This is a genomic window from Pseudomonas sp., assembly GCF_046581935.1.
In the GTDB taxonomy this organism is placed as follows: domain Bacteria; phylum Pseudomonadota; class Gammaproteobacteria; order Pseudomonadales; family Pseudomonadaceae; genus Aquipseudomonas.
In genome coordinates this window covers 1-23,566 of the sequence record NZ_JAYGFK010000026.1, presented here as the reverse complement: position 1 = coordinate 23,566, position 23,566 = coordinate 1, and the positions used below count along the sequence as shown (strand labels likewise).

Below are 23,566 nucleotides of genomic sequence, written 5' to 3'. Positions count from 1 at the left end.
CATGACAACCGCACTCCCCGACCTGCTTAGCGAAGTCCGCGCCTTCCGCGTCGCCCACCCTGAGGTGCGCTATGTCGACCTGATCAGCCTGGATATTCCCGGGCATTTCTACGGCAAGCGCTACCCCATCGAGATGCTGGAGAAGGTCGCCGCCGGCAGCCCGCTGAAAATCCCGCAGAACTGTGTGCTACTGGGCGTGCAGGGCGGCCTGTACCCGATTGGTGATTACTGCTTCAACGACGGCGACCCGGACGCGCCGCGCCGGCTGATCCCCGGCACGCTCAAGCCAGTGCGCTGGGAAAGCCAGCCGTTGGGGCAAATGCTGATTAGCTCCGACGGCACTGAAGCGCCTATCGAATTCGAGCCACGTGAAGTGCTGGCCCGCGTACTTAAGCGCTTGCAAGCGCGCGGCATTCATCCGGTGGTGGCCTTCGAGCTGGAGTTCTACCTGTTCGACCGCAAGCTGCAAGACGGCCTGCCGCAGTTCCCCCGCGACCCGCAGTGCGACGATGCCGACGACCAACCGAATATGCACATCGAGCGCCTGTCGCGCTTTGCCGATGTGCTGCACGAGATCGTCGACGCCGCCAACGAGCAGGGCGTGGACGCCAACGTGATGACCGCCGAACTAGGCCCCGGCCAGTTCGAGATCAACTTCGGTCACTGTGACGACGGCCTGCGCGCCGCCGACTGGGCCGCCTTGTTCTGCCGCAGCACCCGTGGCGTGGCGCTCAAGCACGGCCAACGCGCCAGCTTTATGAGCAAACCGTACTTGCACGCCCCGGGCAGCGGCATGCATGTACACGTGAGCCTGTATGACGCCGCCGGCAATAACCTGCTGGCAGCCAATGAGCAACGCCCGCTGCGCCACGCCGTGGCCGGCTGCCTGGAGCTACTGCCGCACTGCATGCCGATTTTCGCCGCCAACCACAACGCTTTCCGCCGTTACGGTGCCATGGTCAACGCCGCCAGCCGCGCCAGCTGGGGTTATGAGGACCGTGACGCGTGCATCCGCATTCCCGAATCAGACGGCAAAAACCTACGCATCGAACACCGCCTGGCCGGCGCTGACGCCAATCCTTATCTGGTTCTAGCGGCGATCCTCACCGGCATGGAACACGGCCTGGATGCAGGCCAGGAGCCGATTGCGCCGCTCAACGAGAACCGTCAAAGCGGCATCGACTTCCCGCAGGACATGCTCAGCGCAGTCAGCGCCATGCGCGAGCATTCCGTAGTAAACCAAGGTTTGGGCGAGGAGTTTGTGATGGTCTACTGCGAAAACAAACGCCAGGACCATCTGGCTTTTATGCAGGAAGTCAGTGCGCGGGAGTACCGCTGGTTTCTGTAACCCTCGCGCAACACTCTCGTAGCCCGGATAAGCCTTGGCGCAATCCGGGAAATCCCCCGGATTGCGCTGGAGCTTATCCGCGCTACGGGCTGGTTTATGTGAGCCATAAATGTGCAAATTCGTAGGGTGGGTTAGGGACGCTATGCTCCGCACACTCAGGCACAGCGGCTCTATGTGCGTCGCGTAACCCACCGGGCGTTAGCTGGCGTTGTGGCCTTGGTGGGTTACGGCACAGCGTAAATCGTATAAACCATCCCAATCGTAACAAGCGCCTAACCCACCCTACGGGTCGTCCATGCGGGCGCGACTTCAACGCAACAGATGCACCGCCAGCCCGGCCAACGCCGACACCAACAGTACCTCCATCACCCCACGCTTAAAACGCAACAGCGCCAGCGCCGCTGCCAGGGCGATCAGTGCTGATGGCCAGTCAAAGCTGCCGGCAAAGCCTTGCGGCCAAAGCACGTGGTAGGCAAAGAACAGCGCCAAGTTGACGATCACCCCCACCACTGCAGCGGTAATCGCGGTCAGTGGCGCGGTAAATTTCAGCTCACCACGGGTCGACTCCACCAGTGGCCCGCCGGCGAGAATGAACAGAAAGGACGGCAAAAAGGTAAACCAAGTAACCAGCGCGCCCGCCACTGCGCCGCTGATAAATCCCGAATCGCCGGCAAATACCGGCTGCAGATAAGCGCCGATAAACGCCACAAAGGCCACCACCATAATCAGCGGCCCCGGCGTGGTTTCGCCCAATGCCAGACCATCGATCATCTGCGTCGGCGTCAGCCAGCCGTAGTGACCGATGGCGCCCTGGTAGACATACGGCAGCACCGCATAAGCGCCGCCAAAGGTCAGCAGCGCGGCCTTGGTAAAGAACCAGGCCATTTGCGTCAGCGTGCCATCCCAGCCATACAGCCAGGTCAACAGGCCCATCGGCAGCAACCAGAGCAACGCGCCCACCGCCAGCAACAGCACTAAGCGCGACACACGAAAACGCGTGTGTGCAGCCGGCGGGCTGTCATCATCGATCAACGCCGGACCGTAGCTCGCCCTTTGCGCCGCATGTCCGCCGCCCAGGCTGAACTGCTGCGGCAGCAGGCGACCACCGAGGTAGCCGAGCAGCGCCGCGCCAATCACGATCAACGGAAACGGCACATTGAAGGCAAAAATCGCCACAAAGGACGCCCCGGCAATGGCCCACAGCCAGTTGTTCTGCAATGCGCGCGAGCCGATGCGCCAAGCCGCCTGCATCACAATCGCAGTGACCGCTGGTTTGATCCCGTAGAAAATCCCCGCCACCAGCGACACGTCGCCAAAGGCGATATACAGCCATGACAGGCCGATCAGGATAAACAGCGACGGCAGCACGAACAGCACCCCAGCGATCACCCCACCCCAGGTGCGGTGCAGCAGCCAGCCAATATAAGTGGCCAGTTGCTGCGCCTCCGGCCCCGGCAGCAACATGCAGTAGTTCAAGGCATGCAGAAAGCGCTGCTCGGACAGCCAGCGGCGCTTCTCTACCAACTCCTGATGCATGATCGCGATCTGCCCAGCCGGCCCGCCGAAGCTGATCAACCCGAGTTTCAGCCAGAACCAGAAGGCTTCACCCAGGCTGACGGCGGGCGGCGCGGTCTGTGCAGACGATTCAGACATGCGGGCAACTCATGGCAATAAACGCGGTCGCACTATAGCGCGAGCACATGACAATTTAAGCGCGCGCAGCTCAAGCCCAACCGCAGATTTCCGTATACTGCGAAGCGCGTCGCCTGCCGTGACGCGCCCCTACAATCAGCCCGTGAAGACGCCGTGAAAATTCGCCATTCGATAGTAAACCTGCTGCTGATATGCAGCTGTGTTGTAGTTGCATCGAACACCCAGGCCGCCGCTAAACAGCAGGACCTCGCTGCCGGCAGCGCCTTATTGGTCGATCTGCAGAGCAATAAGGTGCTGTATGAGCGCAACGCCGATACGGTGGTGCCGATTGCCTCCGTGAGCAAACTGATGACGGCCATGGTCACCCTGGATGCCAAACAGCCTCTGGAAGAAATGCTGCCGATCATGATCCGCGACACGCAAGAGCTGCGCGGGGTCTTTTCCCGGGTGCGCGTGGGCAGTGAGCTGAGCCGCTACGACACCCTCTGGCTGGCCCTGATGGCCTCAGAAAACCGTGCAGCCTCAAGCTTGGCCCATCACTACCCGGGCGGACACAGCGCCTTTGTCGCGGCCATGAACGCCAAGGCCAAAGCACTGGGGATGAAGCACACACACTTTGTCGAACCCACCGGGTTGTCCGAACATAACGTATCCAACGCCCGCGACCTGGTGCTGATGCTCAAGGCCGCTCAGCAATACCCGCTGATCCGCCAATTCACCACCACCACGGAAAAAACCCAGGCATTCCGCAAACCCAACTACACCTTGGGCTTTCACAACACCAACCATTTGGTCAACAAGCCTGGCTGGGACGTGCGCCTGAGTAAGACCGGCTACACCGGCGAAGCCGGCCGCTGCCTGGTGATGAATACCGTGATGAACCAGCGCCCAGTGGCATTCGTGGTGTTGGACGCCTTTGGCAAATACACCCACATGGCCGACGCTAACCGCCTCAAGCGCTGGCTGGAAACCGGCAAGGTCACTGCGGTGCCGCCAGCCGCCATCAGCTACCGCCAGCAGAAATTGGCCCAGCGCCAGGCTCAAGCGGCGCAGTAAACCCATAAAACTAAAAGGCCCGCAGCAAATGCGGGCCTTTTTCAATCGGGGCGTAGGGTCTGTTGCCGTTTCGTCGCGAGCCGCGAACGAAACGGCAACAGCCCCTAACTCAGCCGTTATTCAGCCCGAACAACGGCTGGCGCATGCCAAACACCAGAAAACGCGCCAGCTCGCTAAGCGGCAAGGCTTTGCTGATCAGGTAGCCCTGCACCTGATCGCAGCCATACTGACGCAGCAACGCCAACTGTTCAGCATGCTCCACACCTTCAGCCACCACCTGCAGATTGAGGTTGTGCGCCAGGTTGATCATCGCCCGCACCAATTGGCGATTCTCCGCACGCTCACACATGCCACCTACAAAGCTCTTGTCGATCTTCAGCAAGGTAATCGGCAAGCTATTGAGGTGCACAAATGACGAGAAACCGGTGCCGAAGTCGTCGAGGGAAAAGCGCACCCCGAGACGACTCAGCGCCTGCATGGTCTGCTGCACTTGCTCACTGCGCCGCATCACCGCCGTCTCGGTCAACTCGAACTCCAGCCACTGCGCATCCACCCCGCGCTCTGCAATCAATCGGCTGAGGGTCGGTAGCAACTGGCTATCCTGGAACTGGCGGAACGATAAATTAACGGCCATATGCAGCGGCGGGATACCACGACCACGTAGCCACTGCATATCACGCAACGCCCGGCTGATCACCCAATAGCCAAGCGGCACGATCAACCCGCTCTCCTCGGCCAGCGGCACAAACTCACTGGGTGCAAGCAAGCCATGCTCGCTGTGCCGCCAGCGCACCAACGCCTCAAGCCCGAGGATGCGTCCGGTTTGCAGGCACAAGCGCGGCTGGTAATGCAGCTCCAGCTCGTCACGACGCAACGCGCGGCGCAGCTCGCTTTCTAGATCAGCCTGGCTACGTGCGCCGCGATTGATCCGCTCGTCGTAGAAATGAAAAGCGCAGCCTTGCTGGCTCTTGGCCTGTTGCATGGCAATGTGCGCATGCCACATCAGCGCATCGGCACTGAGTTCGGCGCGAGAATGCGCCAAACCCAGGCTACAGCCGAGCAACAGGCTTTCGCCTTCGATCCAGTAAGGCTCGGCCAATGCTTCAACAATCTGCGCCGCCAGGCGTTCAGCGCGCTGCGGGTCACGCCGGCTATCGAGCAGCAGAGCAAATTCATCGCTACCCAGACGCGCGACCCGATCACCAGCCTGCAACAACGCCTTGATCCGCGTCACCACCTGCCGGATCAGGTGATCGCCCCCTTGATAACCCAGGGTGTCATTGGCGTGGCGGAAGTTATCCAAATCTAGATGGCCAAGGGTCAGGCCACGTCCTTGGTATTCGGCCAAGCGTGCGGCGAGCATGGTTTGAAAACCCTGACGATTGGCAATGCCAGTCAGGGCGTCCTGCTCAGACAGACTCTGCAGGGTGTCATTCAGCTTGCCGCGCTCGCTGGCATAACGCAGGCAGCGGCGCAGCACCTCGGCACTGAGCTGATCGCGTACCAGCCAATCGTAGACACCCTCAGGGGCCACTGCGGGCTCGGCATCCAGCAGCAAAATAATCGGCAGAGAACAACCTAATGGGGGCAAGTGCTGCGGCGTGGTCAGCAGCAAGGCATTGCAGGGGTTATCGAACAATGCACTGGCAGCCTCCCAGGAGGGGGCAGTGATCAGTGCATAGCCACTGCCCAACATGCTCAGGCGCTCACGCAGCAACTCGGCCCAGACTGGCGTTTGCGCCAGTAAAAGCAACCGTAACGGTTCGACTAACGCGGTCAAACAACTTCCCCCACAGCACAAATAAAAGGCAGAAAAGCTGCCCGGATGCGTCGTAATCGACGTCTAGTCACGCACATCCTTGTGTCAGTGGAGCGTATTTTGCGGGAAGGCCAGCCCCCGAAAGTGGCACAAGAGTACTGGAATACAAAAATTAGCCAAGCCCGGCAACTTTCCATTATGTAGATTGCGACACACTTTTCAGATGCTCACAGGAGAAACCTCAGGCCTGCTAAAATGCGCGCCCACTTCCCTGACGATTGCTTATATGTCCCGACTGAACCCCCGGCAGCAAGAAGCCGTGAACTATGTCGGCGGCCCACTCTTGGTGCTCGCCGGCGCAGGCTCCGGCAAGACCAGCGTAATCACCCGCAAAATCGCCCACCTGGTAAAGAACTGCGGTATCCAGGCCCGTCACATTGTCGCCATGACCTTCACCAACAAGGCTGCGCGGGAAATGAAGGAGCGTGTCGGTACGCTGCTCAAAGGCCCGGATGCACGCGGCCTGACGGTCTCGACCTTCCACAACCTGGGCATGAACATCATCCGCAAGGAATACGCGCGGCTGGGCTACAAGCCCGGCTTCTCGATCTTCGATGATGGCGATATCAAAGCGCTGCTGACCGACATTATGCAGAAGGAGTATGCCGGCGACGACGGTGCAGATGAGATCAAGAACTTTATCGACAGCTGGAAGAACGACCTGGTCCTGCCTGAGCAGGCCTTGAGCGAGTCGCGCAATCCCAAGGAGCAGACCGCCGCCATCGTTTACCTGCACTACCAACGCACGCTTAAAGCGTATAACGCAGTGGACTTCAACGACCTGATCCTGCTGCCGGTGGTGCTGTTCCAGAACAACCCGGACATTCTGGAAAAGTGGCAGAACCGTATTCGCTACTTGCTGGTCGACGAGTACCAAGACACCAACGCCAGCCAATACCTGCTGGTGAAACTGCTGGTGGGCATGCGCAATCAGTTCACTGTGGTTGGCGACGACGACCAGTCGATCTACGCCTGGCGTGGCGCGCGCCCGGAAAACCTGATGCTGCTAAAAGAGGACTACCCCTCGCTGAAGGTGGTGATGCTAGAGCAGAACTACCGCTCCACCAGCCGCATCCTCAAATGCGCCAACATCCTTATCGCCAACAACCCGCATGAGTTCGAAAAGCAGCTGTGGAGCGAGATGGGCATGGGCGACGAAATCCGCGTGATTCGTTGCCGCAACGAAGACGCCGAGTGCGAGCGCGTAGCCCTGGAAATTCTCACCGAGCACCTGCGCACCGAACGCCCCTACAGCGACTACGCGATCCTCTATCGCGGCAACTACCAGGCCAAGCTGATGGAGCTGAAACTGCAGCACCATCAGATTCCCTACCGCCTGAGCGGCGGCACCAGCTTTTTCGCCCGCCAGGAGGTGAAGGACCTGATGAGTTACTTCCGCCTGCTGGTCAACCCGGATGACGACAACGCCTTCCTGCGGGTGATCAACGTACCGCGCCGCGAAATCGGTTCAACCACCCTGGAAAAACTCGGCAACTACGCCACCGAGCGCAAGATCAGCATGTACGCTGCCGCCGGCGAAATCGGCCTGGGCGAAAGCCTGGACGCGCGCTATACCGAACGCCTGGCACGCTTCACCAAGTGGATGGACCGGGTGCGCCAGGAATGCGCGCAGAACGACCCCATTGCCGCGATCCGTAGCATGGTGATGGACATCGACTACGAGAACTGGCTGCGCCAGAACGCCTCCAACGACAAAGTCGCCGATGCGCGGATGGGCAACGTCTGGTTCCTCGTCGAAGCGCTGAAGAACACCCTGGAGCGCGACGAAGATGGCGAAATGACCATCGAGGACGCCATCGGCAAACTGGTACTGCGCGACATGCTGGAGCGTCAGCAAGAAGAAGAGGACGGCGCTGACGGCGTGCAGATGATGACCCTACATGCGTCCAAAGGCCTGGAATATCCGTCGGTGTATATCCTCGGCGTGGAGGAAGAAATCCTCCCGCACCGCTCCAGTATTGAAGCTGACACCGTTGAAGAAGAACGTCGCCTGGCCTACGTTGGCATTACACGCGCCAAGCGCAACCTGACCATGACCTTTGCTGCCAAACGTAAACAATACGGCGAAATTATCGACTGCTCACCCAGCCGCTTCCTCGATGAACTGCCTCCCGAGGATCTGGTCTGGGAAGGCCTGGAAGATGCACCTCCTGAAGTCAAAGCGGCTACCGGTAACTCGGCGCTGGCCAATATGCGCGCCATGCTTAAGAAATGATCGCTGCGTAAGCTGCGTGGCCACCCGGGATGGCAAGCCAGAAAAACTAAGCTTATTCCCGAGCCCAGCATAGATCGGGCACCACATCACCAACGAGGGTAAACGCGTGGAAGCGCTGAAACAGAAGATTCGCGATGAAGGCACCGTGCTCTCAGAGCAAGTATTGAAGGTCGATGCCTTTCTCAACCACCAGATTGACCCAAAGCTGATGCAGCAGGTCGGCCACGAGTTCGCCCAGCGCTTTGCCGGCCAGAACATTACCAAGATCGTCACCATTGAAGCATCCGGCATTGCCCCGGCAGTAATGACCGGGCTGGAGCTTGGCGTGCCGGTTATATTTGCGCGCAAATATCAGTCGCTGACGCTCAAGGACGACCTGTATATCTCCAAAGTGTTTTCGTTTACCAAGCAAACCGAAAGCACTCTGGCCATCTCGGCCAAACACCTGAGCGCCCACGACCATGTGCTGTTGATCGACGATTTTCTCGCCAATGGCCACGCCGCCAAGGCGCTCATCGACCTGATCGGCCAAGCGGGTGCGAGCATCGCCGGGATCGGCGTGGTGATCGAGAAATCGTTCCAGAACGGCCGTGCCGAGCTGGATGCACAAGGCTATCGAGTCGAGTCACTGGCGCGCATCGGCTCACTCAAAGATGGCCAGGTCAGTTTTATCGATTGATAGCGCGGGCTCTGAGCCACAAAAAAGCCGCCTGAGCAGGCGGCTTTTTTACAGCAGAGTCAAACCTATTACAGGCCAGACATCTTCTTGATTGCACTGCGCAGCTCGTCATCCGAGCAATCAGCACAGGTGCCTTTAGGCGGCATGGAATTGATACCGGTGATCGCCTTAGCCAGGATGCCGTCGAGACCACCCTGAGTATCAGCACGCTCTTTCCAGGCAGCTGTGTCGCCAATTTTCGGCGCACCCAGAATACCTGGGGTATGGCAGGCACCGCAGTGCCCGGCAATGATGTCGTCAGCAGTACGCGCACCACCACCAGCGGTGGCTGCAACAGCGTTGACGCCCTTACATTCTTCACCCATCACGCAGACTTGACCGACCGGCTTCAAGCGCTCGGCAATGGCGTCGTCGGTCGTGGCATGAGCAGTCACTGCCCACAGGGCCAATACGGTAGCCGGTGCTACCAGGATCTTTTTAATCAGGTTCACGGTACACCCTCTTCGTGGCTAGTCACGCCCGCGGCCACGGTTTCGCGAGCGGGCGACAGTATAACGGGAAGCCGCTTCAGCCGAAACAACCCATATTGTCGCAGGGTTATTTAGAAGTTCGCCGGCGTGGTGGCACTGATCAGCCGGGCGGGCTGAGCAAACGGATTACGGAAACGGTGCGGCTTACTGCTCTCGAAATAGTAGCTGTCGCCTGGTTCGAGAATAAACACCTCAGTGCCCACCGTCAGCTCCAGCTTGCCTTCGACCAGCATCCCAGCCTCTTCACCTTCATGAGCATACATTTCATCGCCCGTGTCGGTACCGCTGGGATAGGTCTCATCAAGAAAGGAAATGGCGCGACTTGGGTGCGCTTTACCCACCAATTTCATGGTGATGGCTCCGCTGCAGATATCGGTGAGTTCGGCGGCGCGATAGACCACCTGGGCCTGGCTATCCGGCTCCACATCCAGGGAGAAGAACTCCACCAACGACATGGGAATACCCGCCAACACCTTTTTCAACGAACTGATCGAAGGGCTTACGCTGTTCTTCTCGATCATCGAAATAGTGCTGTTGGTGACGCCCGCCCGCTTGGCGAGTTCACGCTGGGAAAGGCCTTTGAGTTTGCGAATGGATTGCAGTCGAACACCGACGTCCAATGCTGGAGTCCCCCTTGGGATAGATACGAAAAAGTCGCCGTATCATCGCATAGCGTTCGGAATTTACAACACTCGCGTTCAACCTCATCTACAGCCGTACAATCATCCCCCGGTGTAGAGCAGCGGCACCCGACGCAGGTTGCAGAATATTTGGTAGGGAATACTGCCAGCTTGGGTTGCCACATCACTGGCCAGCACCTGTTTACCCCAAAGTTCGACACGGCTACCCAAGCCAGCCTGGGGCACGTTGGTAAGGTCAACCGTCAGCATATCCATCGATACACGACCAATCAGCCGGGTTAGCTGGCCATCCACCGCCACGGGCGTACCGGTTGGCGCATGGCGCGGGTAGCCGTCGGCATAACCCATAGCGACAACACCGACGCGGGTTGGCCGCTCGCTGACAAACCGCGCGCCGTAACCTACCGGCTCACCCGCCGGCAGTTCGCGCACGCTGATGATTTTTGATTCCAGGGTCATCACCGGCTGCAAGCGTGCCGCCACGGCTTGCGCCTGCTCAAATGGGGTAGCGCCATAGAGCATGATGCCGGGGCGCACCCAGTCGCTCGGCACCTGCTTTTCAAATAGCTGGGGCCAGCCCAATACGGCTGGCGAGTTGCGCAAACTAACCTCAGCAACAATGCCCGTGCGCGCCCGTTGAAAGACTGCCAGTTGCTCGTCACTGCGCGGGCAATCTAGCTCGTCGGCGCGAGCGAAGTGACTCATCAGCACAATCTTCGCCACCTTGCCGCTGGCCAACAGACGCTGATAGGCCGCCTGATAATCCGCCGGATGAAAACCGACACGGTGCATGCCGCTGTCCATCTTTAGCCAGACGGTGATTGGCATGCTCAGGGTGCTGCGCTCGATTGCTTCAAGCTGCCACTGCGAATGCACCACACACCAAAAACCGTGCAGCTCGATCAGCGCTAGCTCGTCGGCTTCAAAAAACCCTTCGAGCAACAGGATCGGTCCACTAATACCAGCCTCGCGCAGTTGCAACGCCTCCTCAATGCAGGCCACAGCAAAGCCATCGGCGTCGTCTTGCAGCGCCTGCGCACAACGCACAGCGCCATGACCGTAGGCATCGGCCTTGATCACTGCCAAGGCACGCGCGCCGCTAATTTCACGAGCCAATTGGTAGTTGTGACGCAGAGCTTGCAGGTCGATCAGGGCACGGGCTGGACGCATGGCGTTCTCGGCTATCAGCAGTTTTCAGAATTACAAAATGACCGGGGGTCATTTTTAACGTTGCGTAGCAATGGCCCGCAGGTTGGCCGCCAGGGATGGCAGGCGATAAAAAAGCCCGGAGTGATGGCCGGGCAAACACTTATCGCAAACGACGCAGAGCGAGTTGCGGCAGGTCGTGACGGGGCTCAGAGAGCAGCCACAATGGTCATTTCCACCAGCACCTCAGGCTTGTACATCTTCGCCTCAACACAGGCCCGCGCCGGCGCAGCACCTGGCGCGACCCAGGCATCCCAAACTTGGTTGAGGCCGGCATAATCGCGGTCCATATCCTTCAGGTAGATCGTTACCGAGAGGATCTTCGACTTATCGCTACCGGCCTCGGCCAACATACGATCGGTATTGGCCAGGGTTTCGCGGGTTTGCTGCACAATGTCGCCGCTGTAATCATCGGCCAATTGTCCGGCTAGATAGACAGTGCCGTTATGGATAACGATTTCGCTGTATCGACTTTCAGTGTGCAGGCGCTGTACTGACATGCTTATGAGTCTCCTGGTGGCGGCTGTAACGGGAAATATCCAGACCATCGGCGCTGATCTGCGGACGCTTTTTCGCCATCAAATCGGCAAGCAAGCGACCGGAACCGCAGGCCATGGTCCAGCCCAGTGTGCCGTGACCGGTGTTAAGGAACAAATTGCGGAAACTGCTGGCCCCAACAATCGGCGTGCCATCTGGAGTGGCCGGACGTAGGCCAGTCCAGAATTCAGCCTGGCTAAGATCGCCGCCCTGCGGGTAGAGATCAGCAGTGATCATCTCCAGAGTCTCACGACGACGCGGGTTGAGGCTCAGGTCGAAACCAGCGATTTCGGCCATGCCACCGACGCGGATGCGGTTGTCGAAACGGGTGATTGCCACCTTGTAGGTTTCATCAAGGATGGTCGACGCAGGCGCCATAGCCGCATTAGTGATCGGCACCGTCAGTGAGTAACCCTTGAGCGGATACACCGGCGCGCGAATACCCAGCGGCTTGAGCATTTGCGGACTGAAGCTGCCCAGCGCCAGCACGTAGCGGTCGGCAGTTTCCAGCTTACCGTCGATCCATACGCCATTGATCCGGTCGCCGGCGGCATCCAGGCGTTGAATATCCTGACCGAAGCGGAACTCGACCCCCAGCGCCTTGGCCATCTCGGCGAGCTTAGTGGTGAACATCTGGCAATCGCCGGTCTGGTCGTTGGGCAGGCGCAGGGCTCCGGCCAGCTTATCGGTGACGGCGGCCAAGGCCGGCTCAACACGGGCAATGCCAGCGCGATCGAGCACTTCATAAGGCACACCGGATTGCTGCAGCACGGCGATGTCTTTCGCGGCGTTGTCCAGCTGCGCCTGGGTGCGGAACAGCTGAGTGGTGCCTAAGCTGCGGCCTTCATAAGCAATACCGGTCTCAGCGCGCAGCTCATCAAGGCAATCGCGGCTGTACTCGGACAAGCGCACCATGCGCTCCTTGTTCACCGCATAACGGCTGGCGGTGCAGTTGCGCAGCATCTGTGCCATCCACAGGTACTGGTTGATATCGGCGGTGGCTTTGATCGCCAGCGGTGCGTGCTTCTGCAGCAGCCACTTGATGGCTTTCAATGGCACACCCGGCGCAGCCCACGGCGAGGCATAGCCAGGGGAAACCTGACCGGCGTTGGCGAAGCTGGTTTCCATCGCCGGCGCACTCTGCCGATCGACTACCACCACTTCAAAACCCTGACGCGCCAAGTAATACGCACTGGCTGTACCAATCACACCACTACCGAGAACCAAAACCCGCATGACGCTCTCCTCGCCGCGAGTAAACACGGCGGATAATTCTTGAGACCACAATTGAGCGCAGTATAGGAAGAGACAGCCAGTGCTTTTCACTATATAAATAGCTATATTTGGCGACAATTCTTGGCAATATCGCCTTATGTAGAGGGGGATCCACCATGCGCACCCAGCATCAGAGCCGCCGCGAACTGGACAAAATCGATCGCAACATCCTCCGTATCCTGCAGGACGATGGGCGCATCAGCTTCACCGAGCTGGGCGAGCGAGTTGGCCTGTCGACCACTCCCTGCACCGAGCGCGTGCGCCGCCTGGAGCGCGAAGGGATCATCATGGGCTACCACGCGCGCCTCAACCCACAGCAACTCAAGGCCAGCCTACTGGTGTTCGTCGAGATCAGCCTGGATTACAAATCCGGCGACACCTTTGAGGAGTTTCGCCGCGCCGTACTCAAGCTGCCGCACGTACTGGAATGCCACCTGGTTTCAGGGGATTTCGACTACTTGGTGAAAGCACGGATCAACGAAATGGCCAGCTACCGCAAGCTGCTCGGCGACATCCTCCTCAAGCTACCGCACGTGCGCGAGTCGAAGAGCTATATCGTCATGGAAGAAGTGAAAGAGAGCCTGAGCCTGCCGATTGCCGAGTAGCCCTGGCTTGCACAGCGCCTCTAGAGTTTTTGGGTATCGCTGCGTTCAACCAACGTGGCCCGACCCAACCTACACCAATACTTGGCGGGTCGTCGCAATCAGGTTATGCACCTGTTTTTCCACTGCCGGCTCAATCATCTGCTCCGGCCCCTGACCACGCGGACACGGCAGGCTTGGCGTGGTGCCGAACAAGCGACAGATCAGCGGGCGCTGGTCGTACACCTGGCAACCCTGCGGCCCGAGGTGTACGCAGTTGTAGTCGGCCAGCGCCGCATCATGTTCGGCAGCGCTCTTGCGCGGCAGCCGCGACATTTCCTCGGTTGAGGCGGTAACCGGGCCACAGCAGTCGTGACAGCCCGGCACACAGGCAAAGCTGGGAATCTGCAAACGCAGCTGGTCGATTTTTCGGCGGGTACAACTCATCGGCGTAATCCTGGAACACAAGCCGTCATAGTAACGTGACAGCCCATCAGATCGCGGCAGTTGCCTGGCTAAAACGACACAATGCTGCTTATTTCGCGATTGTCGCTTGGCGTTTGGCAAATCCCGCGCTTATTCTTCGTAAAATTTTCCAAACATAACAATCAGGATTCCACACATGAACGCCCGCGTTCACCAGCCGGTTCACGACAGTCAGCACGCCAACTCCTATTACGCTGCCAGCGCCAATCGCCAGCTCGACTTCCCCGCCCTCGGCGGTGAACTGCGCGCCGATGTGTGCATTGTTGGCGGTGGCTTTTCTGGCCTCAATAGCGCGATTGAACTGGCGCAAAAAGGCCTCTCGGTAGTGCTACTGGAAGCCCACAAGATCGGCTGGGGGGCCAGCGGGCGTAATGGCGGGCAACTGATTCGCGGCGTCGGTCATGGCGTCGAGCAGTTCGCCTCGGTGATTGGTACGCAAGGTGTACGCGAGCTGAAACTGATGGGCCTGGAAGCGGTGGAAATCGTTCGCCAGCGCGTTGCGCAATTCAACATCGACTGCGACCTGACCTGGGGTTACTGCGACCTGGCCAACAAGCCCAGCCACCTCAGCGACTTTGCCGAGGACATGGCCGAACTCAAGCAGCTGGGCTACAGCCATGAGATGCGCTTGCTACAGCCAGAACAGATGCATGAAGTGGTGGGCTCCAACCGCTATGTCGGCGGCATGATCGACATGGGCTCAGGCCACCTGCATCCGCTCAACCTGGCTCTCGGCGAAGCGGTTGCTGCGCAGAGCCTGGGTGTGCAGCTGTTCGAGAACTCGACAGTGACGCGCATCGACTACGGTAACGAGGTCAAAGTGCATACCGCCAACGGTGTGGTACGCGCCGCTACTCTGGTGCTTGGTTGCAACGCTTACCTGAACGGCCTGAACAGCAATCTGGGCGGCAAGGTGCTACCCGCCGGTAGCTATGTGATCGCCACCGAGCCACTGTCAGAAGCACAAGCGCAGACGATCATTCCGCAGAATATGGCCCTGTGCGACCAACGGGTGGCGCTGGACTACTACCGCCTGTCCGCCGACCGCCGCCTGCTATTTGGCGGAGCCTGCCACTATTCGGGACGCGATCCAGCAGACATTGCCGGCTATATGCGACCGAAAATGCTGGAAGTCTTCCCCGGTTTGAAAGACGCGCGCATCGACTACCAATGGGGTGGCATGATCGGCATCGGTGCCAACCGCCTGCCGCAGATCGGCCGCCTCAAAGAGCAACCCAACGTGTATTACGCCCAGGCTTACTCAGGCCACGGCGTCAACGCCACACACCTGGCCGGCAAGCTGCTCGCTGAAGCCATCGCCGGCCAAGCCAGCAACGGTTTCGACCTGTTCGCCAAGGTGCCGCACATGACCTTCCCGGGCGGCAAGCACCTGCGCTCGCCTCTCCTCGCGCTGGGCATGCTCTGGCATCGGATGAAAGAGCTGGTCTGATCGCCGTGCGCAACATGCCTCGGCCTGCTGCGCACTGACCTCACAGCTTCCAGAACGGCAGCAATGCTTCACGCCTGGCCTGCGCACGGCTAAGACCAATATCCCGCAGCCGCTCATCGCTCAGCGTCAGCAGTGCCCGGCGAGTGGTCAGGCGCCGCCAGAATCCGCGCCAGCGGCTAACAGTTGGCGCATTCGCGCTCACCGGAGCACACAGATGCTGATCAACAGTCACCTGCCGCAACTCTTCTGATTTCAGCACCAGCCTGACATCACTCAACCCGTTCATCGCCTGCTCCTGCTAGAAAGCCTGATGGGAGATCATGATGAGCGACGCAGAAAAAGCATGACAGATTCAAAGAATGACTTTTAAATCCATACAGATCTTGGCAAACGAGCTCTGAATGGTAGATTTCTAGCTGATCTGTACTGCCTGCTGAGTTTTCAAGGAATACCGCGAGGTAACTGTTATGACGCTCTACACCAACCTGGCGGAGCTGCTAGGCGCACGCATTGAGCAAGGCTTGTATCGCCCCGGTGATCGCCTGCCGTCCGTGCGCGCCCTGAGCCTCGAACACGGCGTCAGCCTGAGTACCGTGCAGCAGGCTTATCGCCACTTGGAAGACCAAGGCCTGGCTACTCCCAAACCCAAATCCGGCTACTTTGTGCCAGTCGCCCGCCACCAACCGGCGCTACCCGTGGTCAGCCGCATGGCCCAACGCCCGGTGGACGTATCGCAGTGGGATCAAGTGCTGGAGCTGATCAGCCGGGCCCCAGGACAAGAAGGCTTGCTGCAACTCGGCCGTGGTCGACCGGATATCGACAGCCCGACACTCAAGCCGTTGCTGCGCTCGCTGTCACGCCTAAGTCGCCGTCAGGATGCTACGAGCCTGACCTACGGCTGCATTTACGGCCATCTGGGCATGCGTGAGCAGATCTCCCGGCTGATGCTCGACTCCGGCTGCAGCCTGTCGCCCCAAGAGATCATCGTCACCACTGGCTGCCACGAGGCGCTGTCCGCAGCCATCCGCGCTGTCTGCCAGCCTGGCGACATTGTGGCAGTGGACTCGCCAAGCTTTCACGGGGTCATGCAGGCACTCAAAGGCTTCGGTATGAAAGCCCTTGAACTGCCTACCGATCCAATCAACGGCATCAGCCTGGAAGCCCTCGAGCTGGCCCTGGAGCAATGGCCGATCAAAGCCATCCAGCTAACCCCAACCTGCAACAACCCGCAGGGCTACATCATGCCCGACGCCAACAAACGCGCCCTGCTGGCCCTGGCACAGCGCTATGACGTGGCGATTATTGAAGACGACGTATACGGCGATCTGGCCTACAGCTACCCGCGTCCGTGCACCATCAAATCCTATGACGAAGATGGCCGCGTGCTGCTCTGCAGCTCTTTCTCCAAAACCCTAGCCCCCGGCCTGCGTATTGGCTGGATTGCCCCCGGGCGCTACCTGGAGCAAGTGCTGCACATGAAATACATGGGCACCGGCAGCACTGCGCAACTGCCACAGCTCGCCATCACGGAATACTTAGAAGCCGGCCATTACGAGCCGCACCTACGGCGCATGCGCGCCCAGTACCAACGCGGACGCGACCTGATGATTGACTGGGTCAGCCGCTACTTCCCGGCAGGCACACGGGTCAGCCGGCCGCAGGGCAGCTTTATGCTGTGGATTGAGCTGGAGGCCGGATTCGACAGCCAACGGCTGAACCGCAAACTGCTGCCACATGCCATACAGATTGCCCCAGGTAGCATTTTCTCGGCCGCCGGCAAATACCGTAACTGCCTGCGCATCAATTACGCAGGCAAACCCACCGCCGAGCTTGAAGAGGCGATCCGCCAGACAGGTGCATGCGTCGCCGAACTGCTGAGCGAACAGCAACTCGCCCAGACAGCGGCAGACGCCATGCTCACGTCCTGGCGCTAGGGTCTGTTGGCGTTTCGTTCGCGGCCGTTCCGGAGCCCCTAACCACCTCACTGAATGCCCCGCGCTGGAACGCCAACCAGACAAATCCGGCAGCACCAATCGCCATCATCACCGGCAAGGCATGACCGCTGACCCACTGGCTGGCAGCCCCCGTGGACAGCGGCCCGAGCAGGCAACCCGCGCCCCACAGCAAGGCAATGTGTGCATTGGCGCGCACCAGCGCATCGTCTCGGTAACGCTGGCCGACGAGAATCAACGACAGCGTGTACAGGCCGCCCGCGCTGGCGCCGAACAGCACCAAGACACCCCAGATCAGCGGCGTGTGCAGCAGCAGCGGAATACTCAAGCTAGACAGCAGTAGCACCACACCGCAGCAGCGGAACAGCGCCTGCCGTGGCACGCGATCGGCCAACCAGCCTAGCGGTAACTGCAGAGCGGCATCGCCGACCACCACCACGCTGACCATGATCAGTGCCTGCTGTTGCGCAAAACCCTCGCGCAACATGTACACCGGCAGCAGCGTCAATACCATGGCCTCGAAGGCGGCGAATAACACCACCGCCCAGGCAATCGCCGGCGAGGATCGGCAGAAGGCAAATAAGCCACGCCCCGAAGCACTCTGCGCATCAACCTTGGGCGCTCCATCGCGCCCCAACAGCAGCAGGCTACCTGCAACCAATAGCGCGGCCGAACACCAGAAACCGCGATCACTGTCAGTGCCCAACAGGGTTAACAGCAATGGCCCGCACAGCTGGCTAAGAGCAAAACAGGTGCCATACAACGCCACTAAGCGGCCACGCAGACGATCCTCGACCAACTGGTTGATCCAGCTTTCGCCAAGGACAAACACCACCGTCAGGGAGATACCAATCAGCAAGCGCAACAGCAGCCACAGCGGATAACTCGGCATCACACTCAGCAACGCCACCGACACCGCACTGGCCAGTAAGCACAGACGCAAGGTCTGCGGCGTACCGAACCAGCCAGCCAAGTGCCCGGTCAGGCGCGCACCAAGCAGCACACCGACGGCCGGCATGCCCGCCATCACGCCAATCGCAAAGGGTCCATAACCCCAGCTCTCAAGGCGAAACGACACCAATGGCAGCGTCACCCCCAGCGACAGCCCGACAATCACCACCGCCGCACTGACAGCGAAATAGGTTGCCCACTTCATTTACCCAACTCCCATCCCGTGGAGCCAACAGCCAGCTAACAGCGCAGAAAAAGCGACGGCCGAGCCCCTGATAGGAACCCGGCCGCAGATTTGCCGTTACCAAGCCAGCAGTAAGCTGGCCTTGGCGCGTCGACTTACAGCTTGATCCAGGTCGACTTCAGCTCGGTGTACTTGTCGAACGCATGCAGCGACTTGTCGCGGCCATTACCCGACTGCTTGAAACCACCGAACGGCGCCGTCATGTCACCGCCATCGTACTGATTGACCCACACGCTACCGGCACGCAGCGCCTTGGCGACCAAATGAGCCTTGGACAGATTGCTGGTCCACACACCTGCCGCCAGGCCATAGATGGTGTCGTTGGCAATTGCCACGGCTTCCTCGGTGCTATCGAAACCGATAACCGAAAGTACCGGACCAAAGATTTCTTCCTTGGCGATACGCATGGCATTGCTCACGCCGTCGAAGATGGTCGGCTGCACGTAAGTGCCACCGGTTTCTTCCAGCACCCGCTGGCCGCCAGCAACCAGCTTGGCACCGTCATCATGGCCGGCCTGGATGTAGGACAGCACGTTGTTCATCTGAGTGGTATCGACCAGGGCACCGACATTAGTTGCCGGATCAAGCGGGTTGCCCGGTTTCCAAGCCTTGATCGCCTCAACCACCATCGGCACGAACTGGGCCTTGATCGAGTTTTCCACCAGCAGGCGCGAGCCGGCAGTGCATACTTCGCCTTGGTTGAAGGCGATGGCACCCGCAGCGGCTTCCGCAGCGGCCTGCAGATCAGGCGCATCGGCGAAGACGATGTTTGGACTCTTGCCGCCGGCCTCTAGCCAGACGCGCTTCATGTTCGATTCGCCAGCGTAGACCATCAACTGCTTAGCGATCTTGGTCGAGCCGGTAAACACCAGGGTGTCGACATCCATGTGCAGGGCCAATGCCTTGCCCACGGTGTGACCGAAGCCCGGCAGAACGTTGAATACGCCGGCCGGAATACCAGCCTCGATGGCCAACTGAGCGATACGAATCCCAGTCAGCGGCGACTTCTCGGACGGCTTGAGGATTACCGAGTTACCGGCGGACAGCGCCGGGCCGAGCTTCCAGCAGGTCATCAGCAACGGGAAGTTCCACGGTACGATGGCCGCGACCACGCCGATCGGCTCACGAGTGACCAGGCCCAACTCGTTGTGAGGGGTAGCCGCCACTTCGTCGTAAATCTTGTCGATCGCTTCACCGCTCCAGCGGATGGCGCGCGAGGCAGCCGGCACGTCGATGCTCAATGCGTCGCTGATCGGCTTACCCATATCCAGAGTTTCCAGCAGAGCCAGCTCTTCGGCATGAGCGTCGATCAGGTCAGCGAAGCGAATCATCACTGCCTTGCGCTCAACCGGCGCTAGGCGCGACCACACGCCAGACTCAAAGGCAGCGCGGGCAGCGACGACGGCAGCATCAGCATCAGCCAAATCACAGCTGGCCACCAAGCCGAGCACACGACCATCAACCGGGCTGATGCACTCGAAGGTCGCGCCAGATAAAGCGGGGCGATATTCGCCATGCACAAAGGCATGACCTTCGATCTTCAGATTCTTGGCGCGCTGCTCCCAGTCGGCACGAGTCAGGCTAGTCATTGCTACATCCTCTATCGCTAGTAAAGCGCCGCAGGCCAGCCGCACGCGCTGTCAATTATTTTGCATGGATTCCACAACCCAATTCTGCCGGCAACACTAAACCAGCGGCACGCACACTTCCAATATTTTTTACAAAAGCTCACAACCCGCCTTGTTATGTGCGCTTTATTAAACATAGACTGCCGAAATCACTACCACAGCCGAGTCATAACCCAACCCGGAACCGCTTATGAACATCGAACAGATCGTCGACTTCGCCACTGCCACCACCGCGCCGGAGCATTACCGCCCAGCAGCGGAAAAAATCCTCAAGGGCGACCCCGAGCAAAGCGTGCGCAACCACTACGGTAGCCCTTGCGCGCAGTTCAATGCGGGGATCTGGGAGGGCGCAGTTGGCCAATGGACCGTCAATTACACCGAACACGAATACTGCGAAATCCTGCAAGGCGTCTCGGTGCTTCGCGACAAAGATGGCAACGCGAAAACCCTGCGCGCCGGTGACCGCTTCGTCATCCCGGCCGGCTTCTCTGGCACCTGGGAAGTGCTGGAAGCCTGCCGCAAGGTCTATGTAATTTTCGAGCAAACCAGTAACTGAGCCTACCTCATGCGTTCCCTTCGCCCGCTTTGCGCGGGCTTTTTAATGCGCGCAATTTGCCCACTTAAATTCCAGGCAAGAAAAAGCCCGCCAGTTGGCGGGCTTTTTCGGCAAGGAGCCAGATCAATTACTTGATCTTGCCTTCCTTGTAGATCACGTGCTTACGCACAACCGGATCGAATTTTTTGATTTCAATTTTGTCCGGAGTAGTGCGCTTGTTTTTGTCGGTAGTGTAGAAGTGACCAGTACCGGCACTCGAGATCAAACGGATCAATTCACGCATGACTTTCCCCTTAAACCTTTTCGCCGCGAGCACGCAGCTCGGACAGAACGACGTCAATACCACGCTTGTCGATGCAACGCATGCCTTTGGCAGAAACGCGCAGACGCACAAAACGGTTCTCAGACTCGACCCAGAAGCGGTGATGCTGCAGGTTCGGCAGGAAACGACGACGGGTTTTGTTGTTTGCGTGGGAAATGTTATTCCCGGTTACCGGACCCTTACCGGTAACTTGACAGACTCTCGACATGCCTCAGCCCTCTAAAACCACATGCCCAACCCGGCATGGGTTGGCCGCTAATTATTCAATCTTGGCGCTCAGCGCCGCGTATCTCGAGGGTCTTACCGGCCGTACCTGAAAGCGCAAGAACCGGGCCCCTACAAAAGAGCGCTGCTTTATACCAGAACGCCTAAGCCGCAACAAGGTTAAACGTACTTTCGCTAACAAAGAGCAGACGCAGATTTATGCCAACGGGCCTGTCGCAAGCGGGCAAAACGCCACTTAACCGCTCGTCGCCAAGATTCATTGCCCTGCTGCCAGATAATGGCCTAGGGTAAGACCTTTACCCATTGGCCCCATCGATTCAGGAGTTTGCCATGCGCCTTGCCGCCCTACCGCTGCTACTCGCTCCGTTCTTGGCTTCCGCACTGGCCCAGGCCAGCACGCTTAGCGTATGCACCGAGGCCAGCCCGGACGGTTTCGACGTCGTGCAGTACAACTCCCTGACAACCACCAACGCCTCGGCTGACGTCTTGATGAATCGCCTGGTCGACTTCAATGCCGTAACGGGCAAGCTTCAGCCAAGCCTGGCTCAAGCATGGGAGATCAGCCCCGACGGCCTGAGTTATGACTTCACCCTGCGAACGGATGTGAGCTTTCACACCACCGACTACTTCACCCCCAGCCGCCTATTGAATGCCGATGACGTGCTGTTCAGCTTTCAGCGCATGCTCGACCCGGCTCATCCGTGGCACAAGGTTGCCGCCAGCGGCTATCCACACGCCCAATCGATGCAGCTGCCAAGCCTGATCAAGGGCATCGAGAAGACCGGCGAGCACAGCCTGCGCTTTACCCTCAACCATCCTGACGCCACCTTTCTCGCCACCTTGAGCATGGGCTTTGCCTCGATCTATTCCGCCGAGTATGCCGCGCAACTGCTGGCCGCCGGCACGCAGGAAGCGCTCAACAGCAAGCCGATTGGTAGCGGTCCGTTTGTCTTCAAGCGCTTCCAGAAAGACGCCAGCGTGCGCTACAGCGCCAACCCGAGCTACTTCGCCGGCAAACCCGCTGTAGACAACCTGATATTTGCCATCACCCCGGACGCCAACGTGCGCCTGCAGAAACTACGCCGTGGCGAATGCCACATTGCCCTGTCACCCAAACCGCAGGATGTGCAGGCTATCAGCGGCGACAGCAGCCTGCAGAGCGTGCATACCGCCGCCTTTATGACCGCCTTCGTGGCCATCAATAGCCAGCACCCACCACTCGACCAACCCGCTGTGCGCCAGGCAATCAACCTGGCATTCGACAAGGCCAATTACCTGAAGGCCGTATTCGAGAACAGCGCCGAAGCCGCCAACGGCCCCTATCCGCCCAGCACCTGGAGCTACGCCAGCGAGCTACCCGGTTACGCCTACGACCCGCAGAAAGCCCGCGAACTGCTCAAGGCGGCCGGCCTGGCAGATGGTTTCAGCACCACCATCTGGACTCGCCCCAGCGGCAGCGTACTCAACCCTAACCCGAGCCTCGGCGCGCAGTTGCTGCAGGCCGACCTCAGCAAGGTTGGCATCAAAGCGGAAATCCGCGTGATCGAATGGGGCGAGCTGATTCGTCGCGCCAAAGCCGGCGAGCACGACCTATTGTTTATGGGCTGGGCTGGTGATAACGGCGACCCGGACAACTTCCTTACCCCGCAATTCTCCTGCGCCTCGGTCAAATCCGGGCTGAACTTCGCGCGCTACTGCGACCCGCAACTGGACAAGCTGATCGCTGACGGCAAAAGCACCAGCGAGCAGAGCAAACGCAGCGCGATATATAAAGAGGCGCAGCGGATTATCCAGGAGCAGGCACTCTGGCTGCCGCTGGCCCACCCAACGGCCTATGCACTGACCCGCAAGCAGGTTGAGGGGTATCAGGTCAGTCCGTTCGGCCGCCAGGACTTCGCCAAGGTGCGCCTCGCGCCCTAGGGTCTGTTGCCGTTTCGTCGCGAGCCGCGTTGCTGCGCAAAATCTCGCCAGGCTAGGCGGAGGACGCAGGTAATGGTTGTTCCCTTGCCAAGTCCTCCAACACCGCATGGCGAGATTTTGCGCGTAACCCGCAGGGCCGGGCCTGTTTTAGCGCGATACTGCGTTTCTCGACACTCATTTGGAACAACCAAACTTCGTGTCTCGTGCCTTGCCTCGCGCTAAAACAGGCTTCGGCGCGGCCGCGAGCGAAACGGGAACAGACCCTATAGCC

22 protein-coding genes are annotated in these 23,566 nt (G+C 59.5%); 9 read left to right on the top strand and 13 right to left on the bottom strand.

The window, feature by feature from the left end; genetic code table 11:
• The first annotated feature begins 1 nt into the window (after position 1).
• Positions 2 to 1,348 carry a glutamine synthetase family protein gene (locus tag VCA57_RS21240; RefSeq protein WP_411187354.1) on the top strand — a complete coding sequence of 449 codons (1,347 nt, stop codon included), beginning with the start codon at positions 2 to 4 and terminating at the stop codon, positions 1,346 to 1,348.
• Positions 1,349 to 1,657: 309 nt separating this feature from the next.
• Here the strand turns inward: VCA57_RS21240 and chrA are convergent, their stop codons facing one another.
• On the bottom strand, positions 1,658 to 3,001 hold the full coding sequence (gene chrA / locus VCA57_RS21235; protein ID WP_411187352.1) for a chromate efflux transporter: 1,344 nt from the start codon (positions 2,999 to 3,001) through the stop codon (positions 1,658 to 1,660).
• Positions 3,002 to 3,154: 153 nt separating this feature from the next.
• On the opposite strand from chrA, the gene pbpG reads away from it, so the two are divergent.
• Positions 3,155 to 4,057, top strand: a complete 903-nt coding sequence (gene pbpG / locus VCA57_RS21230) for a D-alanyl-D-alanine endopeptidase (protein WP_411187350.1) — start codon at positions 3,155 to 3,157, stop codon at positions 4,055 to 4,057.
• A 109-nt stretch (positions 4,058 to 4,166) separates the two neighbouring features.
• Here the strand turns inward: pbpG and VCA57_RS21225 are convergent, their stop codons facing one another.
• Positions 4,167 to 5,837: a putative bifunctional diguanylate cyclase/phosphodiesterase gene (locus VCA57_RS21225; protein ID WP_411187348.1), complete on the bottom strand. Its 1,671-nt coding sequence runs from the start codon at positions 5,835 to 5,837 to the stop codon at positions 4,167 to 4,169.
• Between the two features lie 265 nt (positions 5,838 to 6,102).
• Between VCA57_RS21225 and rep the strand changes: the two genes are divergently transcribed.
• Both rep and VCA57_RS21215 read left to right on the top strand, forming a co-directional pair.
• On the top strand, positions 6,103 to 8,112 hold the full coding sequence (gene rep, locus VCA57_RS21220) for a DNA helicase Rep (RefSeq protein WP_411187346.1): 2,010 nt from the start codon (positions 6,103 to 6,105) through the stop codon (positions 8,110 to 8,112).
• 106 nt (positions 8,113 to 8,218) lie between these two features.
• Positions 8,219 to 8,791, top strand: a complete 573-nt coding sequence (locus VCA57_RS21215; RefSeq protein ID WP_411187344.1) for a xanthine phosphoribosyltransferase — start codon at positions 8,219 to 8,221, stop codon at positions 8,789 to 8,791.
• A gap of 68 nt (positions 8,792 to 8,859) precedes the next feature.
• On the opposite strand, the gene VCA57_RS21210 is transcribed toward VCA57_RS21215, so the two are convergent.
• From VCA57_RS21210 to dadA, 5 genes are all read right to left on the bottom strand, one after another.
• The gene (locus VCA57_RS21210) at positions 8,860 to 9,282 is read right to left on the bottom strand and encodes a c-type cytochrome (protein ID WP_411187342.1); all 423 of its coding nucleotides are present in this window, start codon (positions 9,280 to 9,282) and stop codon (positions 8,860 to 8,862) included.
• Between the two features lie 110 nt (positions 9,283 to 9,392).
• Entirely contained in the window at positions 9,393 to 9,941 is a 549-nt protein-coding gene (locus VCA57_RS21205; RefSeq protein WP_411187340.1) for a cupin domain-containing protein, read from the bottom strand.
• 102 nt (positions 9,942 to 10,043) lie between these two features.
• Complete coding sequence (gene alr, locus VCA57_RS21200) at positions 10,044 to 11,132, bottom strand: alanine racemase (protein WP_411187338.1); 1,089 nt, start codon at positions 11,130 to 11,132, stop codon at positions 10,044 to 10,046.
• Between the two features lie 185 nt (positions 11,133 to 11,317).
• On the bottom strand, positions 11,318 to 11,668 hold the full coding sequence (locus tag VCA57_RS21195; protein WP_411187337.1) for a RidA family protein: 351 nt from the start codon (positions 11,666 to 11,668) through the stop codon (positions 11,318 to 11,320).
• Complete coding sequence (gene dadA / locus VCA57_RS21190; RefSeq protein ID WP_411187335.1) at positions 11,643 to 12,941, bottom strand: D-amino acid dehydrogenase; 1,299 nt, start codon at positions 12,939 to 12,941, stop codon at positions 11,643 to 11,645. The genes VCA57_RS21195 and dadA overlap by 26 nt, the downstream gene beginning before the upstream one ends.
• A gap of 155 nt (positions 12,942 to 13,096) precedes the next feature.
• Between dadA and VCA57_RS21185 the strand changes: the two genes are divergently transcribed.
• Complete coding sequence (locus VCA57_RS21185) at positions 13,097 to 13,585, top strand: Lrp/AsnC ligand binding domain-containing protein (RefSeq protein WP_136663590.1); 489 nt, start codon at positions 13,097 to 13,099, stop codon at positions 13,583 to 13,585.
• Between the two features lie 69 nt (positions 13,586 to 13,654).
• Here VCA57_RS21185 and VCA57_RS21180 read toward each other — a convergent pair whose 3' ends face one another.
• A complete protein-coding gene (locus VCA57_RS21180) occupies positions 13,655 to 14,008 on the bottom strand; it encodes a YkgJ family cysteine cluster protein (protein WP_411187333.1) in 354 nt (117 codons plus the stop codon).
• A gap of 175 nt (positions 14,009 to 14,183) precedes the next feature.
• Here VCA57_RS21180 and VCA57_RS21175 point away from each other — a divergent pair, with 175 nt between their 5' ends.
• Positions 14,184 to 15,497, top strand: coding sequence for an NAD(P)/FAD-dependent oxidoreductase (locus VCA57_RS21175; RefSeq protein WP_411187331.1), 1,314 nt, complete (start codon positions 14,184 to 14,186; stop codon positions 15,495 to 15,497).
• Positions 15,498 to 15,537: 40 nt separating this feature from the next.
• Here VCA57_RS21175 and VCA57_RS21170 read toward each other — a convergent pair whose 3' ends face one another.
• Entirely contained in the window at positions 15,538 to 15,783 is a 246-nt protein-coding gene (locus VCA57_RS21170; RefSeq protein ID WP_411187329.1) for a DUF1127 domain-containing protein, read from the bottom strand.
• Positions 15,784 to 15,964: 181 nt separating this feature from the next.
• Here VCA57_RS21170 and VCA57_RS21165 point away from each other — a divergent pair, with 181 nt between their 5' ends.
• Complete coding sequence (locus VCA57_RS21165; protein WP_411187327.1) at positions 15,965 to 17,431, top strand: PLP-dependent aminotransferase family protein; 1,467 nt, start codon at positions 15,965 to 15,967, stop codon at positions 17,429 to 17,431.
• Here the strand turns inward: VCA57_RS21165 and VCA57_RS21160 are convergent.
• Both VCA57_RS21160 and VCA57_RS21155 read right to left on the bottom strand, forming a co-directional pair.
• Positions 17,415 to 18,605, bottom strand: coding sequence for an MFS transporter (locus VCA57_RS21160; RefSeq protein WP_411187325.1), 1,191 nt, complete (start codon positions 18,603 to 18,605; stop codon positions 17,415 to 17,417). The two genes, VCA57_RS21165 and VCA57_RS21160, sit on opposite strands and share 17 nt — an antisense overlap.
• A 134-nt stretch (positions 18,606 to 18,739) precedes the next feature.
• Complete coding sequence (locus VCA57_RS21155; RefSeq protein ID WP_411187323.1) at positions 18,740 to 20,233, bottom strand: aldehyde dehydrogenase; 1,494 nt, start codon at positions 20,231 to 20,233, stop codon at positions 18,740 to 18,742.
• 229 nt (positions 20,234 to 20,462) lie between these two features.
• On the opposite strand from VCA57_RS21155, the gene VCA57_RS21150 reads away from it, so the two are divergent.
• Positions 20,463 to 20,828, top strand: a complete 366-nt coding sequence (locus tag VCA57_RS21150) for a cupin domain-containing protein (protein ID WP_411187322.1) — start codon at positions 20,463 to 20,465, stop codon at positions 20,826 to 20,828.
• 127 nt (positions 20,829 to 20,955) lie between these two features.
• On the opposite strand, the gene rpmG is transcribed toward VCA57_RS21150, so the two are convergent.
• Together rpmG and rpmB are read right to left on the bottom strand one after the other, a co-directional pair.
• The gene (rpmG, locus tag VCA57_RS21145; protein ID WP_007894709.1) at positions 20,956 to 21,111 is read right to left on the bottom strand and encodes a 50S ribosomal protein L33; all 156 of its coding nucleotides are present in this window, start codon (positions 21,109 to 21,111) and stop codon (positions 20,956 to 20,958) included.
• 10 nt (positions 21,112 to 21,121) lie between these two features.
• On the bottom strand, positions 21,122 to 21,358 hold the full coding sequence (rpmB, locus tag VCA57_RS21140; RefSeq protein WP_090240685.1) for a 50S ribosomal protein L28: 237 nt from the start codon (positions 21,356 to 21,358) through the stop codon (positions 21,122 to 21,124).
• Positions 21,359 to 21,705: 347 nt separating this feature from the next.
• On the opposite strand from rpmB, the gene VCA57_RS21135 reads away from it, so the two are divergent.
• Positions 21,706 to 23,295, top strand: a complete 1,590-nt coding sequence (locus VCA57_RS21135; protein WP_411187320.1) for an ABC transporter substrate-binding protein — start codon at positions 21,706 to 21,708, stop codon at positions 23,293 to 23,295.
• The last annotated feature ends 271 nt before the right edge of the window (positions 23,296 to 23,566 follow it).

What these genes read in the sequence shown, in the direction of transcription:
- VCA57_RS21240 (WP_411187354.1), top strand. Translation starts at nt 2, where the DNA reads ATGACAACCGCACTCCCCGACCTGCTTAGCGAAGTCCGCGCCTTCCGC.
- chrA (WP_411187352.1), bottom strand. Translation starts at nt 3,001, where the DNA reads ATGTCTGAATCGTCTGCACAGACCGCGCCGCCCGCCGTCAGCCTGGGT.
- rep (WP_411187346.1), top strand. Translation starts at nt 6,103, where the DNA reads ATGTCCCGACTGAACCCCCGGCAGCAAGAAGCCGTGAACTATGTCGGC.
- alr (WP_411187338.1), bottom strand. Translation starts at nt 11,132, where the DNA reads ATGCGTCCAGCCCGTGCCCTGATCGACCTGCAAGCTCTGCGTCACAAC.
- VCA57_RS21195 (WP_411187337.1), bottom strand. Translation starts at nt 11,668, where the DNA reads ATGTCAGTACAGCGCCTGCACACTGAAAGTCGATACAGCGAAATCGTT.
- dadA (WP_411187335.1), bottom strand. Translation starts at nt 12,941, where the DNA reads ATGCGGGTTTTGGTTCTCGGTAGTGGTGTGATTGGTACAGCCAGTGCG.
- VCA57_RS21185 (WP_136663590.1), top strand. Translation starts at nt 13,097, where the DNA reads ATGCGCACCCAGCATCAGAGCCGCCGCGAACTGGACAAAATCGATCGC.
- VCA57_RS21180 (WP_411187333.1), bottom strand. Translation starts at nt 14,008, where the DNA reads ATGAGTTGTACCCGCCGAAAAATCGACCAGCTGCGTTTGCAGATTCCC.
- VCA57_RS21175 (WP_411187331.1), top strand. Translation starts at nt 14,184, where the DNA reads ATGAACGCCCGCGTTCACCAGCCGGTTCACGACAGTCAGCACGCCAAC.
- VCA57_RS21170 (WP_411187329.1), bottom strand. Translation starts at nt 15,783, where the DNA reads ATGAACGGGTTGAGTGATGTCAGGCTGGTGCTGAAATCAGAAGAGTTG.
- VCA57_RS21165 (WP_411187327.1), top strand. Translation starts at nt 15,965, where the DNA reads ATGACGCTCTACACCAACCTGGCGGAGCTGCTAGGCGCACGCATTGAG.
- VCA57_RS21160 (WP_411187325.1), bottom strand. Translation starts at nt 18,605, where the DNA reads ATGAAGTGGGCAACCTATTTCGCTGTCAGTGCGGCGGTGGTGATTGTC.
- VCA57_RS21155 (WP_411187323.1), bottom strand. Translation starts at nt 20,233, where the DNA reads ATGACTAGCCTGACTCGTGCCGACTGGGAGCAGCGCGCCAAGAATCTG.
- VCA57_RS21150 (WP_411187322.1), top strand. Translation starts at nt 20,463, where the DNA reads ATGAACATCGAACAGATCGTCGACTTCGCCACTGCCACCACCGCGCCG.
- rpmG (WP_007894709.1), bottom strand. Translation starts at nt 21,111, where the DNA reads ATGCGTGAATTGATCCGTTTGATCTCGAGTGCCGGTACTGGTCACTTC.
- rpmB (WP_090240685.1), bottom strand. Translation starts at nt 21,358, where the DNA reads ATGTCGAGAGTCTGTCAAGTTACCGGTAAGGGTCCGGTAACCGGGAAT.
- VCA57_RS21135 (WP_411187320.1), top strand. Translation starts at nt 21,706, where the DNA reads ATGCGCCTTGCCGCCCTACCGCTGCTACTCGCTCCGTTCTTGGCTTCC.